At 68.2% G+C, this 13,726-nt stretch carries 14 protein-coding genes; 4 read left to right on the forward strand and 10 right to left on the reverse strand.

From position 1 onward, the window contains the following. Positions 1-8 precede the first annotated feature (8 nt). Positions 9-1,610 carry a rhodanese-like domain-containing protein gene (locus EGT29_RS21450; protein WP_124690888.1) on the reverse strand — a complete coding sequence of 534 codons (1,602 nt, stop codon included), beginning with the start codon at positions 1,608-1,610 and terminating at the stop codon, positions 9-11. Between the two features lie 231 nt (positions 1,611-1,841). Here EGT29_RS21450 and EGT29_RS21455 point away from each other — a divergent pair, with 231 nt between their 5' ends. Further along, complete coding sequence (locus EGT29_RS21455) at positions 1,842-2,807, forward strand: tripartite tricarboxylate transporter substrate binding protein (RefSeq protein WP_124690889.1); 966 nt, start codon at positions 1,842-1,844, stop codon at positions 2,805-2,807. On the opposite strand, the gene EGT29_RS21460 is transcribed toward EGT29_RS21455, so the two are convergent. From EGT29_RS21460 to EGT29_RS21475, 4 genes are read right to left on the reverse strand one after another with little or no spacing between them, the layout of a single operon-like run. Then, positions 2,804-4,240: an FAD-binding oxidoreductase gene (locus tag EGT29_RS21460; RefSeq protein ID WP_124690890.1), complete on the reverse strand. Its 1,437-nt coding sequence runs from the start codon at positions 4,238-4,240 to the stop codon at positions 2,804-2,806. The two genes, EGT29_RS21455 and EGT29_RS21460, sit on opposite strands and share 4 nt — an antisense overlap. Before the next feature lie 7 nt (positions 4,241-4,247). Continuing rightward, complete coding sequence (locus tag EGT29_RS21465) at positions 4,248-5,012, reverse strand: ABC transporter permease (protein ID WP_124690891.1); 765 nt, start codon at positions 5,010-5,012, stop codon at positions 4,248-4,250. 6 nt (positions 5,013-5,018) lie between these two features. Then, entirely contained in the window at positions 5,019-5,825 is an 807-nt protein-coding gene (locus tag EGT29_RS21470; RefSeq protein WP_124690892.1) for an ABC transporter ATP-binding protein, read from the reverse strand. Beyond that, a complete protein-coding gene (locus tag EGT29_RS21475; protein WP_161567906.1) occupies positions 5,818-6,834 on the reverse strand; it encodes an ABC transporter substrate-binding protein in 1,017 nt (338 codons plus the stop codon). Before EGT29_RS21475 ends, EGT29_RS21470 begins: the two co-directional genes overlap by 8 nt. 288 nt (positions 6,835-7,122) lie before the next feature. On the opposite strand from EGT29_RS21475, the gene thiS reads away from it, so the two are divergent. Genes thiS through EGT29_RS21490 form a run of 3 tightly spaced genes read left to right on the forward strand, consistent with a single transcriptional unit; the run spans position 7,123 to position 8,931 of the window. Further along, a complete protein-coding gene (gene thiS, locus EGT29_RS21480) occupies positions 7,123-7,323 on the forward strand; it encodes a sulfur carrier protein ThiS (RefSeq protein WP_124690894.1) in 201 nt (66 codons plus the stop codon). 13 nt (positions 7,324-7,336) lie between these two features. Then, positions 7,337-8,113 carry a tRNA (guanosine(46)-N7)-methyltransferase TrmB gene (gene trmB, locus EGT29_RS21485; RefSeq protein ID WP_370282526.1) on the forward strand — a complete coding sequence of 259 codons (777 nt, stop codon included), beginning with the start codon at positions 7,337-7,339 and terminating at the stop codon, positions 8,111-8,113. Between the two features lie 32 nt (positions 8,114-8,145). After that, positions 8,146-8,931: a helix-turn-helix domain-containing protein gene (locus EGT29_RS21490; protein WP_161567907.1), complete on the forward strand. Its 786-nt coding sequence runs from the start codon at positions 8,146-8,148 to the stop codon at positions 8,929-8,931. Here EGT29_RS21490 and EGT29_RS21495 read toward each other — a convergent pair. The 5 genes from EGT29_RS21495 to EGT29_RS21515 all read right to left on the reverse strand — a co-directional run bounded on the left by EGT29_RS21495 (position 8,868) and on the right by EGT29_RS21515 (position 13,715). Beyond that, a complete protein-coding gene (locus EGT29_RS21495; RefSeq protein ID WP_124690897.1) occupies positions 8,868-10,091 on the reverse strand; it encodes a CaiB/BaiF CoA-transferase family protein in 1,224 nt (407 codons plus the stop codon). The genes EGT29_RS21490 and EGT29_RS21495 overlap by 64 nt on opposite strands. Positions 10,092-10,224: 133 nt before the next feature. After that, complete coding sequence (locus EGT29_RS21500) at positions 10,225-11,448, reverse strand: IscS subfamily cysteine desulfurase (RefSeq protein ID WP_305037037.1); 1,224 nt, start codon at positions 11,446-11,448, stop codon at positions 10,225-10,227. A 108-nt stretch (positions 11,449-11,556) separates the two neighbouring features. Then, a complete protein-coding gene (locus EGT29_RS21505) occupies positions 11,557-12,099 on the reverse strand; it encodes a VOC family protein (RefSeq protein ID WP_124690898.1) in 543 nt (180 codons plus the stop codon). A gap of 25 nt (positions 12,100-12,124) precedes the next feature. Next, positions 12,125-12,706, reverse strand: a complete 582-nt coding sequence (locus EGT29_RS21510) for an amino acid synthesis family protein (RefSeq protein ID WP_124690899.1) — start codon at positions 12,704-12,706, stop codon at positions 12,125-12,127. A 16-nt stretch (positions 12,707-12,722) separates the two neighbouring features. Then, entirely contained in the window at positions 12,723-13,715 is a 993-nt protein-coding gene (locus EGT29_RS21515) for a zinc-dependent alcohol dehydrogenase family protein (RefSeq protein WP_124690900.1), read from the reverse strand. Positions 13,716-13,726 lie beyond the last annotated feature (11 nt).

The following is a 13,726-nucleotide window of genomic DNA, read 5'->3' on the forward strand; positions in this document are numbered from 1 at the left end:
TTGCGGTCCTATTCAGCGGTGGGATAGCGGCGAAACCCGGCGTCGTCGTCGCGCCCGATCTGCGTCATCAGATCGACTTCCCAGGTCAGGTAGTCCTTCATCGCCTGGTCGCGGTTCTCGATGCGGTCGTGCACCTTCACCCAGACGTCGTCCGTGTCGTCGGTCAGCCGCGTCTCGCCTTCTTCCATGGGATGGCCCGCCGCGCGCCAGGCCTGGGTGCCGCCCTCCAGGACGCGGACGTCGCCGCCCGTGATCGCGGCGATCTCGGGCGCGGCCAGCGTGGCCAGGAGGCCGTCGGCCGAGGTCACGACGATGCAGCCACCCGCGGGCAGCCGGGCAAGATTGCGTGCGAGGTTGGCGCGGATGCCGTGCCAGGCCCCGGGAATGTGGCCGTCGCGATAGCGCGGCTTGGAATCGAGGTCGAGAATGCTCGCTCCTTCGATGGACAGCGCCGCGAGCGACCGGGGAGAAATCCTCTCGCACCGTATGCCGTCCAATCCCAGAACCTCGGCCGCCGGCGGTTCGCTCACCCATTCGCCGTACTGCAAGGCATCACGCAGCACGTAGACCTCGTTCCAGCCCATCTGCATCAGCCACGAGGCGGTCATGGTCGCGCGCACGCCATGGTCGTCGATCAGCACCAGGCGGGCATTGCGCACCGCCACATAGGTATCGGTCGTCTGCACGAGCTGGCCGCCGGGCGCCGAGACGCTGCCCTTCAAGTGACGGCTCGCATATTCTTCCGGGCTGCGCACGTCGAGCAGGTAGACGGTGCGCGCGTCGGCCTCGCGCCGGAATGCGTCGAGGCCGGCGGCGTCCAGGAAGCGGATGCCGAAGCGCCGGGCGACGCGTCGGGCCGATTCCCGCGCCTTGCGCAGGCCCGGCTCGGTCGGGGGCGGCGCCGTCCTGTCCTTGCCGTTGTCCACCGGGAAACCGGCCAGATGCCATCCCATCGTGCCGTTCTTCAAGGCGACGACGCGGTTGGGAATGCCGGCGTTGCGCAGCGACTGCGCGCCGATGATGCTGCGCGTGCGCCCGCCGCAGTTCACGACGACCAGCGTGGAATCGGACTTCACCAGATCGTGAATGCGGTAGGCCAGTTCCGCGCCTGGACAATCGATGGCGCCGGGAATGCTGACCTTGCGGTACTCGGCCAACGGCCGACTGTCGAGGATGACCATGTCATCGCCGCGGTCGACGCGTGCCTTGACGTCGGCGGCTTCCATGCGAGGGGTCTGGTCGTGCAGCTCGACGTACTCGCCGAAAGCCTTGCTGGGCACGTTCACGCCCGTGTACACCTCGTACCCGGCATCGACCCACGCTTGCAGGCCGCCTTCAAGCACCGAGACATCGCCATAACCGTACCGAGCTAGCGTTGCCGCCGCGCGTTCGGCCAGGCCCTCGCCGCCGTCCGTCACCACGATGCGCGTCGAGCGGCGCGGCACCAGCACGGGCATGCGGATCTCGAGCTGGGACAACGGCACCGGCGCGGCCAGGAACATGTGCCCCTTGGCGAACACGCCTTCTTCCCTGACATCGAGCAACGCGATCTCGCCGCCGTCGTGGAGCATGCGCTTCAGGGTTGCCGCATCGACGACGCCTTGAATCATGGACTGCTCCTCCTGATGGCGGGGAATACCCTCGGACGCGATGTTCGCGCGGCAAATCACGCACCCTCTGGCTGCGTAATGTACGGGTCAATCCGCGCGCATGTCAATTTTTTAGAAAAGCGTTCCAGTATTTAGAAATACCGATTGCGCCATGAAGTTTCCGAAAGTAGCCTAGGCGACGCGATGCCTCGACACTCCATACGACGTTCCAAATAATTCAAGGGGACAACCATGAAAGCGATTGCCGTCGTAGCTGCCGTACTGGGACTTGCCACCGCCGTCCCCGCCTGTGCGGCGGGGTATCCCGACAAGCCGATCAAGATGCTCGTCGGCTTCCTGCCCGGAGGCGGCACCGACGTCACCGCCCGCCTGCTCGCCACCAAGCTGTCCGAGAAACTCGGACAGTCCGTCATCGTGGAGAACCGGCCCGGAGCGGGCGGGATGATCGCGACGGCCGCGGTCGCGCGTTCCGCGCCCGACGGCTACACCATGCTGATGGCGTCGGCGGCCGACGCCGCGCAACACCTGATGCACAAGGATCTTTCGTACGACCTGTTGAAGGACTTCGCGCCGGTCTCGCTGGTCGTCACCGTGCCGTTCGCGCTCGTCGCCAAGCCGACCCTGCCGGTCGAGAACGTGGCCGAGCTGATCGCACTGGCCCGCGCCCACCCCGGCGAGCTGCGCTACGCGTCGTCCGGCATGGGCAGCGCGGCGCACCTGTCCAATGAACTGTTCAACACCATGGCCAAGACCCGGATCGTGCACATCCCGTACAAGGGTGTCGCGGAAGGGGTCACGGCGGTCGCGTCCAACCAGATCGACATGGTGTTCGCCAGCTTTCCGTCCGTCATGGCGCTGGCCGCCGCCAAGAAGGTGAAGCTGCTGGCGGTCAGCACGCCGTACCGCACCGCCGTGATGCCCGACCTGCCCACCGTCGGGGAATCCGGCCTGCCGGGATACGCGCGCTACGGCTGGTATGGGGTCGTGATGCCGAAGAACGTGCCGCCCGAGGTCGTCGATCGCATGAACGCCGCCATCGTCGCGGTGGTCGGCGCGCCGGACGTCAAACAGGCGTTCATCAAGCAGGGGCTGGAGCCCAAGAGCACGACGCGCGAGGAGTTCGCGGGCTTCCTGAAGGACGAGGTCGAGCAGGCGACGGAACTGGCCCGCGCGTCGGGGCTGGAGGCCGCCCGCTAAGACACCGAGGCGCGCGGCTGGCCGTCTCGCGCCACCACTTTCCCCGGATTCATGATTCCCAGCGGATCCACCGCGGCCTTGATCGTACGCATCAGCGCGATCTCGGCGGCGGAACGGGAATAGTGCAGGAACGGCCGCTTGTGCAGCCCGACGCCGTGCTCGGCGGCGATGGAGCCGCCTCTTGCCTGCACGCAGCCGTAGACCGTTTCCTCGATCTCGTGCACCGGCAGCGGCCGGTCGTCCACCTGCACGATGAAGTGGACGTTGCCGTCGCCGGCATGGCCGAAGGCGATGTTGCGCAAGGACGGCCAGCGCGCTCGCAAGCGCTCGCGGCAGGTTTCGACGAAGTCGCCGATCTGCGCCGTGGGCACGCTGATGTCGAACCCCACGCGCGCGCCGAGCGCAGGCAGGAAGTCGCTGCCGGATTCGCGCAGTTCCCAGAAGGACTGGGTGTCGCGCAGCGACTGCGCCAGCGCGGCGTCCTCGACCAGCCCTTCCTCGACGGCGGCCTCGATCAGGGAGGTGAACTGATCGGCGTCCTGCTCCGGCTCGAAGCCCGAGGACTCGATCAGCAGATAAAGCCCGTGGCCGTGGGCCAGGGGCGCGGCACCGCGTCCCTGGCGGGCGGCATGCGCCAGCGCGAGTTCGTAGAACTCGGGCCACATCAACTCGAACGCCGACAGCGCCGGGCCGAGCCGCGTGCGGGCCAGGCGCAGCAGCCGGCTGGCGGCGGCGTAATCGGCCAGCGCGCACAGCGCGGTGTTCTGGCTGGCGGGCCGGGGCGCCAGGCGCAGCACCAGGCGGGTGATGACGCCCAGCGTGCCCTCGCTGCCGATGAAAAGCTGCTTCAGGTCGAAGCCGGCATTGTTCTTCTGCATCCTGTTGAGCGAGGAAACGACGGTGCCGTCAGGCAGCACCGCTTCCAGCCCCAGGACCAGGTCGCGCATCATGCCGTAGCGCAGTACGCGGTTGCCGCCCGCGTTGGTGGCGGCGTTGCCGCCTATGCTGCACGAACCGCGCGCGCCGATGTCCAGCGGGAACATCCAGCCGGCCGCGTCGGCGGCCTCCTGCACGCGCTGCAAGGGTGTGCCGGCCAGCACGGTCAGGGTGCCGGCCTGGGCGTCGGTTTCCTCGATGCCCTGCATGCGCTGCAACGACACCAGCACGCTGCCGCGCACCGGCGTGGCGCCGCCCGACAGGCCCGTCAGGCCGCCCTGCGGCACGACGGGTACGCGCAGCCGGGCACAGCAGGCCAGCAGGCGCGCGACCTCGTCGGTCGTGCGCGGCAAGGCCAGCGCCAGCGGCTGGTCTTCGGGCCCCGCCGCCACCACCCAGTCGCGCAGGTGGCGCTCGGGGATGTCGGCCGCGGCGCGGACGACCTCGTCGCCCAACGCCGCGCGCAGTTCGTCCAGCGCCCGCATCAGTGTCGGCATCTGGACATCAGATGGCGACCCTGTTGGCGGACTCGTGCCAGGGGATCATCACCTTGCGCAGCGAGCCGACGGCGAAATACAGCGAGAAGCCGATGGCCGCCAGCAGCAGTACGACCGCGAACAGCGTGTCGACTTCCAGCTCCTGCAGCTTGATGGTGGCCAGGTAGCCCAGGCCGCGCGTGCCGGCCACGAACTCGCCCACCACCGCGCCGATGATGGCCAGCACGATGGCCATTTCCATCCCGGTCAGGATGTAGGGCAGCGAGCTGGGAATGACCAGCAGCCGGAAACGCCGCGACTGCCTGGCGCGGCCCACGGTGAACACCTCGGACAGCCCGCGGTCCACCGATTTGGCGCCCAGGTAGCTGTTGGCGAACACGGGGAAGAAAGCCAGCACCGCCGAGACGATGATCTTGGACTCCAGCCCGAAGCCGAACCACAGGATGAACAGCGGGATCAGCGCGACCTTGGGCGTGACCTGCAAGGCGATCACGAAGGGCTTGAACACCGTGTCGAGGATGGCGACGCGGCCCAGGAGCTGTCCGACGACGGTGCCGAACACGATGGCGAACAGGAAGCCGCCGAGGCACTCGGTCAGCGTGATGCCCAGGTGGTAGTAGGTGTCGGTGGAACCGAGCAGGCGGAACAGGGCCACCACCACCAGTTCGGGCGCCGGCAGCACCAGCGGCGAGACGTCGAAGAAATGCACGTATCCCTTCCAGATCAGGAAGAAGGCCACGACGGCGGATACTTGTAGCGCGAGTCGTTTCATGTCGGGTCAGAGCTCCAGCTTTTTCCGGATGTCGCTGCACAGCTTGCCGAACTCGGGCGAACCCAGGGCTTCCGTGCGGGGACGCGGCAGGTCGATCTTGAATTCGGCCACCACGCGGCCGGGGCGGGCCGACATGACGATCACGCGATCGGCCAGGTGCACGGCTTCGCTGATCGAATGGGTGATCAGCAGCGCGGCGAATCCCTGTTCGGTCCAGATGCGTTCGGTATCGGCCGTGATCTGTTCGCGCGTAAGCGCGTCCAGCGCGCCGAACGGCTCGTCCAGCAGCAGCAGTTCGGGATCGGTGAACAGCGCGCGCGCCACCGAGGCGCGCTGCTTCATGCCGCCCGACAGCTCGGCCGGACGACGCTTCTCGAAGCCGGTCAGGCCGACCAGCTTGCACAGCGCGAGCGCGCGGTCGATGTCGGCGGCCGAGGCCCGGCCCTGCATGAGCCGCGGCAGCATGATGTTCTGCTCGATGCTGAGCCAGGGCAGCAGGCGGTGGTCCTGGAACGCCACGCCCATGCGCGGCGCCTGGCCTTCCCGGCCCCAGTCGATCCGGCCCTCGGTGGGCTCTTCCAGGCCGCACAGGATGCGCAGCAAGGTCGACTTGCCGCAGCCCGAGGGTCCGACGATGGCGACGAACTCGCCCGCGCCGATGGACTGGCGGATGCCCGCCAGGGCCTGGACGGTACCCGACTTGGTGTCGAAGCGCTTGGACACGCCATCCACGCGGACCACCGTTCCGCGGCTGGCGTTCAGCGCATGCACGTTACCGGCCGGCGGTACCGCGCGCACGATGTTGTCAGCCATTGGCGGCCTCCCAGATGTCGTTGGTGTACAGCGGCTTGGTGGTCGGCTGCTTGAGCAGGCCGGCCTGGCGCAGCAGCGACTCGCCCTCGGTCCACTGCGCTTCGTTGCAGCGCAGGACCTGCTTGGGGTTCGCGGTCGCCCACAGCTCGCGGTTGGCGCGCATGTCGGCCAGCGCGATCGGCGTGTTGTCCGACCCGGGGATATCGTACTTGCCACGCATCAGGGCCACGGCCTTTTGCAACGCCGCGTCGTCCATCGCGATCAGTTCCTGGGCCGAGCGATAGGCGGCACGCAGGAAGGCCACGAACGCGTCCTTGTTGGCGGCCAGTTCGGCTTCCTCGGCCAGGTAGACCTGCCCCGGCACGCCGTCGTCCATCTGCATGGTGGAGACGGGGAAGTTCTGCGCGGTCAGCCGGATGGCCGAGCTGGCATTGCCCAGGAAGCCTTGCACGCGCTTGGACTGGATCATGCCGAAGGAGGCGGCGGAATCGGCTACCCGCTCGCGGCGCACCGACTTGGGATCGACCTTGGCGCGCATCAGCATCAGGTCCAGCGTGGCTTCCATCGAGCCGCCGGCCGACTGCACGCCGATGACCTTGCCCGCCAGGTCTTGCGGCGTGCGGATCGGGGCGTCCTTGGACGAGATCACCGCGAACGGCGAACGCTGGGCGATGGTGGCAATGGCGATGACCGGGGCGTTGCTGTTGACGCGCGCCATCATATAGTTGGCGCCGCCGGTGCGGCCGGTCTGCACCTGCTTGGCAGCGGTCAACTGCACGACCTGGGCGGCGCCGCGTCCGGCCTCGACCTTCAGGTCCAGGCCTTCCTTGGCGAAATGGCCGGCCACCGATGCGTACAGCACCGGCGAGAAGGCCAGCGAGAACGACGACGGCGTCAGGAAGGTCAGCTTGCCCTTGCCCTGGGCGTGCACCACGGACACCAGGCCCGGCAGCGGCAGCAGCGTGGCGGCAGCGGCAGCAGCGCTGCCGAGGAATTCACGACGTTTCATGAAAGGACTCCAGTTGTGGCCGCCGGCCATTGCGGCGGCCTGGCCTGGCGCGGGAAGCATCCCGCCGGCATATGAGTGGGAGAAAACCGGAAGGGCCGGTTTGTACCATATATAAAACGATGATTTATATATGGCATAAATACATAGTAGGTCACACTTGGACACGGGTCTATGGGGTAAACCCGAATCAATCAGTCGCATGAATGATCGCCCGGTACCCGCAATCCGTTACCGACCTGACGCGGAGCTTGCCGCACCACCGGCCCGAGACCGACTAAAATCCCGGCCATGAATATCGTATTGAACGGGGAACCGCGCACCATCGAGGCAGCCTCCTCGGTGGCCGATCTGATCCAGGCGCTGGGCTACGCGGGCAAGCGCGTGGCCATCGAGCGCAACGGCGAGATCGTCCCGCGCAGCGCGCACCAGCACACCCTCATCGCCAATGGCGACCGGCTCGAAATCGTCGTCGCCGTCGGCGGAGGCTAGGATCACGATGAACATGACCACTCCTTCTCCCGCCCTGCCCATTCCGGCCGATCCGGCCCTGGCCGGCGGCGAACTGCCCAAGGCCACGCGGCCGGGCACCCACATCCGCAGCTTCGTCCACCGCCGCGGCCACATCACGCTCAGCCAGAAAGAAGCGCTCGAGACCCTGACCGACACCTGGTCCCTGCCCTACACGGACCGCCACATCTCGTTCGCCCAGGTGTTCGGCCGCGAGGCGCCCACCGTGCTGGAGATCGGCTTCGGCATGGGCGAGACCACCGAGCGGATCGCCCTGGCCCAGCCCGAGCGCAACTTCCTGGGCGTGGAAGTGTTCAACGCCGGCGTGGGCGCCATGCTCCGGCGCATCGAGGATTCGGGCCTGCGCAACGTGCGCATCGTCCAGCACGACGCGGTGGAAGTCATGCGCGACATGATTCCGCCGGCCTCGCTGGCGGGCGTGCACATCTACTTTCCCGATCCCTGGCCCAAGAAGCGGCACCACAAGCGGCGCCTGATCCAGCCCGCCTTCATCGAGCTGCTGGCCAGCCGCCTGGCGCCTGGCGCCTATCTGCATTGCGCGACCGACTGGCAGCCGTATGCCGAACAGATGCTGGAAGTGCTGAGCGGCGAGTCGCAGTTGTGCAATACCTGCGAAGGCTATGCCGAGCGCCCGGCCTGGCGGCCGCAGACCAAGTTCGAGACCCGCGGCCTGCGGCTGGGCCACGGCGTATGGGACCTGATCTTCGAACGCCCGCCCGCCTCCCGCTATTCTCCTCGCGCCGATGCCTGACCGCCACGCCCGGACCTGAAGGAACCGCGGCGATGATACGGTCCATCTCCCGGGGACTGGCGGTATTGCGCGCGATGAACGCGCGCATGCATTCCACGCTGGCGGACCTGCACCGGGACACGGGCCTGCCCAAGCCCACCGTCTTCCGCATCCTGGAAACGCTGCGGGATGAAGGCTATGTACGCGAGGTCGACGCCCGCGGCAGCTATCAATTGACCGGCAAGGTACGCGACCTGAGCGACGGCTGCTCGGAACGGCTGCTGATCGTGGACGCGGCCATTCCCTGCATGATCCGGACCACGCGCCGGATCAAGTGGCCGCTGGGGCTGTCGACCCTGGACGGCGACCGCATGGCCGTGCGCTACAGCACCATGCCCTACAGCCCCCTGGCCTACCTGCCCACCACGTACGGGCGCCGCCATCCGATGACGCAATCCTCGGTCGGGCTGGCCTACCTGGCCTTCTGTTCCGAACCCGAACGGCGCTTCCTGCTGCCCGAGGGAGCCCCGGCGGAACTCCAGGCCGTCCTGGACGCCACGCGGGCCCGCGGCTACGCGGTCCGGCAACCCACCGCGGAGTGGGAAAGCGCGACCTGCGCCGTGCCGGTGGCCGAGGACGGCGAACTGCTGGCCGTGCTGAGCATGACCACCTTCGGCTCCACGATGACCCGGGACTTCCTGGACCGCCACATCCCCATCCTGCGGCAGACCGCCCTGGAGATCCTGGCGGCCCATGCGCCGCTGCGGCACATGGATCAGGCCGACGAAGGCCCCAGCGCGCCGGTGCCGGCCAACGCCTCGATCTCTTCCGGCGAATAACCCGCCTCGGCCAGGATCTCGGCGCCGTGTTCGCCCAGCTTGGGCGCCGGCCGGGATGGCGCGTCGTCCCGGCCGCTCATGCGGGTGGGATCGGCCAGGTCCCACATCTTCCCCTCGGTGGGATGATCGACTTCGCGCAGCAGGCCGGAAGCCACGATGTGCGGATCCGAGCGCAGGCTGTCCAGCGTGTTGTAGGGCATGGCCGGAATGTCCGCTTCCTTCAGCAGGGCCAGCCACTCGGCGGTCGTGCGGCGAGCGATCGCCTCGGCCCGGATGCCGAAGTACTCGCGGCTATGGGCGGCGCGGGCCTGCTTGGTACTGAAGCGCGGATCGGTCTGCATCTCGGGATGCCCCATGGCGCGCATCAGCGCGAAGGCCTGGGCATCGGTGTTGGTCGTCAGGCAGACGTAGCCGTCCGACGTCTTGACGGGACTGGCCTGCGGATCGATCAGGCGCAGGTCGCCGGGCGGAGACAGCGGCGGCTCGAAGGTCGCGCCGTACAGATGCTCGCTCAGCATCAGGGCCGCCATGTTCTCGAACATGGGCACTTCCACGCACTGGCCTTCGCCGGTGCGCTCGCGCTGGAACAGCGCCATCATGACGGCATTGAGCGCCATCAGGCCCACGGTGCGGTCGGCCACGACGTAGGGCACGTAGCGCGGCTGGCCGGTCGCCATCTCGGACAGCGCGGCCACGCCCGCCCCGCCCTGGATGATGGAATCGTAGGCGGGCGTGTCGCGGTACGGCCCCGGGCCGAAGCCCACCATCGCGCAATACACCAGCCGGGGGTTGGCGCGCGCCACGCTGCCGTAGTCCAGCCCCAGGCGCTCGACCGCCTGCGGGCGCATGTTGATCAGCAGCACGTCGGCGCGCGCGACCAGCCGCATCACGGCCTCGCGGCCGCGCGGCTGCTTCAGGTCGAGCACGATGCTGCGCTTGCCCCGGTTCAGGTGCATGAACTTGCCCGACATGCCGGGCGTGGGGGAAGGCCCGGCAATCCAGCGGATGACGTCGCCGTCGGCCGCCTCGACCTTGATCACGTCGGCGCCGTGGTCGGCCATGATCTTGGCGGCATACGGCCCGACCACCGCCGAGGTGAGATCGAGGACACGAATGCCGGACAGGGCGCGCCGGGCGCCGGAAGCGGAAGGATCGGACATGGCGGAAGGCCGCGCTGCGCGGCCGGAAACAAACGGATCCGCGCAGCATAGCCCCGCCGGACCGCGGCGTGACGGGCTTTCTTCGGTTATTTCGGCACGCGAAACGGCGGCCCCGCCGTTCCGGTCTCGTCCCTTAGTGGGCGGCCCACTGGATGGTGCTCAGGTCCACGCCGTCCTGGTACATCTCCCACAGCGGGCTGAGCTCGCGCAGCTTGGCGACCTTGCCCTTGATCAGATCGACGACGAAATCGACTTCCTGCTCGGTGGTGAAGCGGCCCAGCGTGAAGCGGATGGAGCTGTGTGCCAGTTCGTCGCTGCGGCCCAGGGCGCGCAGCACGAAGGAAGGCTCCAGCGACGCCGAGGTGCAGGCCGACCCCGACGAGACGGCGACGTCCTTGATCGCCATGATGAGCGACTCGCCTTCGACGAAGTTGAAGCTCATGTTGAGGTTGTGCGGCACGCGGTGTTCGAGGCTGCCGTTCACATAGACTTCCTGCATCTCGGACAGTCCCGCCAGCAGCCGGTCGCGCAGCTTGCCGACGCGCGCCGACTCCAGCTGCATTTCCAGCCTGGCCAGGCGGAAGGCTTCGCCCATGCCGACGATCTGATGCGTGGCCAGCGTGCCCGAGCGCATGCCGCGCTCGTGGCCGCCGCCGTGCATCTGCGCCTCGATGCGCACCCGCGGCTTGCGCCGCACGTACAGGGCGCCGATGCCCTTGGGGCCGTAGAGCTTGTGCGCGGTCACCGTCAACAGGTCGACCGGGAAGGACTGGACATCGATGGGTACCTTGCCCGCGCCCTGCACGGCGTCGCAGTGATACAGCACGCCGCGCTCGCGACAGAGCTTGCCGATGGCTTCCACGTCCTGGATCACGCCGATCTCGTTGTTGACCAGCATGACCGAGACCAGGATGGTGTCGGGGCGGATGGCCGCCTCCAGGCGCTCGAGCGGCAGCAGGCCGTCCTCGTCCACGTCCAGGTAGGTGGCCTCGAAGCCCTGGCGCTCGAGTTCGCGGAAGGTGTCCAGGACCGCCTTGTGCTCGGTCTTGACGGTAATGATGTGTTTGCCGCGCTCGGCGTAGAAATTCGCCGCGCCCTTGATGGCGAGGTTGTTGCCTTCGGTGGCGCCCGAGGTCCAGACGATCTCGCGCGGATCGGCGTTCAGCAGCGCCGCGACGTGGCCGCGCGCGGCCTCGACCGCTTCCTCGGCCTCCCAGCCATAGGCGTGGCTGCGCGAGGCGGGATTGCCGAACTTCTCGTACAGATAGGGCACCATGGCGTCGACGACGCGCGGATCGACCGGCGTCGTGGCGCTGTAGTCCATGTAGACGGGAAGGCGCATGGGGGCTTGGGGCATGTTTCGCTCCTGGAACGTGCGGTATTGCAGATGGCCGCCATAGTAGCCTGCCCCTCCTTCCCATAAGGTAATACCCCGGCTGCCAGCATTGACACCCGGGCCCGCGGCCTAGCCCAGCGACGCGACGAAGCGACGCTCCCATTCCTCGCGCGGCATGAAGGTCGGGTCCTGCCGGCACAGGCGTTCGGTCTGCTCCAGCAGCACGGAATCGGGCAGGTCCAGGTCGAGCGGATCGCCATGCGGCTGGGCCACGTGGTAGGGAGTATCCATATAGACCTCGACGGTATTGCCCTCGATGTCCGAAAAATAGATGGACAGCGCGTTGCCGTGGTTCAGGCCGCGCATGCCGGTCGCGCCCTGGGCCAGGGCATCGCGGTGGATGCGCCGCAGGTCGTCGATGGCCGGCACCTTGAACGACATCTGCATCACGGTGCTGAAGGTAGCGTCCGCGGGCCGGCCCGATGCCAGCACGAGCTGATGGTGCTGCTCGGGCCGCGCGCTCAGGAAGACCAGGGTGTTGCGGAACGTGGATCCCTCGCCCCGGTCGGTCTCCTTCAGGCCGAACACCCGCGTGTAGAAAGCCACCATGCGCTCCACGTCGTGCACGTAGATGCCGAAATGGGACAAGCTGGGCAATGCCGATACCGCCATGGGTTTCTCCCTTATCCGTCCATCGTCAGCGCAGGCCGTCGTGGCCCTGTACGTCCCGGGCAGCCAGCCCGCCCAGCCGCGCATGGACGCGCCCTCCCGTGGCCATCGCCAGGCCGAACAGGATCTCGTCGCGCCGCGGTGCATCCCACAGGGTCATCTCGGCCACGCCGAAATGGCTGCGCACGAAGGCTGCCTGGGTATGGCCCAGCGGGATCATCAGCCGCGTTCCCGCGTGGCCGATGGTCTTGGCGGCGGGCACGATGGCCTTGCGCTCGCCCAGCACTTCGCGCATGGCCCAGCCTCCCGCCTCGTGCCAGACGGCGCCGTGTTCCAGTTCACCATCCTCGCCCACGATCGCGCCCTTGCCATAGGCTTGCACGTTCGCGGCCCCGCCCAACGCGTCGGCCAACTGGCGCGACAGGTTGCGCCCCAGCTCGCGCAGCGCCTGCATGAAGGGCAGCAGGTCGGGCTCGTAGCGGCCTGCGTAGGGGTTGGCGACCACGGCCAGCGCCGTGCCCACCCGCAGCGGCGTCGCCGCCGCGGGGCCGCGTTCGTGCAGGATGGTTTCGATGGACAACTGGGTCTTGCGAACGGCAACGAGCGGCATGAGGATTCCTAGGGTGTCAGGGGATCAGGATGATCTTGCCTATGGTTTCGCCGGCGTCGAGGATGCGATGGGCATCCCGGACGGCGTCCAGCGGCATGCGGGTGGCCGCGGGCGGCGTGATGCGCCCTTCGGCCAACAGGCCGATCAGGCCTTCCGTGGAGGCGCGCCGCGTGGCGCGATCGTGGTCGAAGCTATGGATGGAGAAACAGCGCAAGGCCAGGCTGCGGCCCACCAGCTTGCGCAGCTCCCCGAAAATCTCCGGCTGCGGCGGTCCGCCCACGATGTTGTAGGACACAGCCATGCCGAAGGGAGCCAGCGCGTGCAGGCAGTCCACCAGGATGCCCGCGCCGATGTGATCCAGGGCCAGGTCCACGCCTTCGCCGCCGGTCAGCGCCATGACGCGCTCCGGGATGGACTCCCGCAGGCGATCGATCACGTGCGCGGCCCCCATGGCGGTGGCGAAGGCCGCCTTCTCGTCGGAACTGACCACGCCGATGACCTCGCTGCCCTGCAGCCGGGCCAGCTGGATCACGGCCGAGGCCACGCCGCCGGCGGCGCCGGTCAGCAGGACGCGGCGCGCCCGTACACCGGGGTTGCAGCGATTCAGCAGCGCATCGGCCATCAGGAAATTGGGCAGGCTGAGCGCGGCCTCGAAGGAGATCGCCGCCGGCAGTTCGAACGGCGCATCGGCCGGCACGCAGATCGCTTCGGCATAGCAGCCGCCGCGCTGGACCAGTTCCCGCGCGCTGACCAGCACGCGCCGGCCGGCCAGTTCCGGCGCGACGCCTTCGCCCACCGCGTCGATCACGCCGGCCATCTCGCCCCCCGGCGTCGCCGGCAGCGGCGGCATCCATTTATAGGTGCCGTTGCGCATCAGCACGTCGGGGCGGCCCACGCCGATGGCGCGCGCCGCGACGCGGACCTGGCCCGGCCCGGGCACGGGCGCCGGCACGTTGGCGATGACGAGCGCGTCGGGCCCGCCGGGCTGGTGGATCTGTACGAGTTTCACGGTTCCATGCC

The organism is Pigmentiphaga sp. H8 (assembly GCF_003854895.1).
GTDB lineage: Bacteria > Pseudomonadota > Gammaproteobacteria > Burkholderiales > Burkholderiaceae_B > Pigmentiphaga.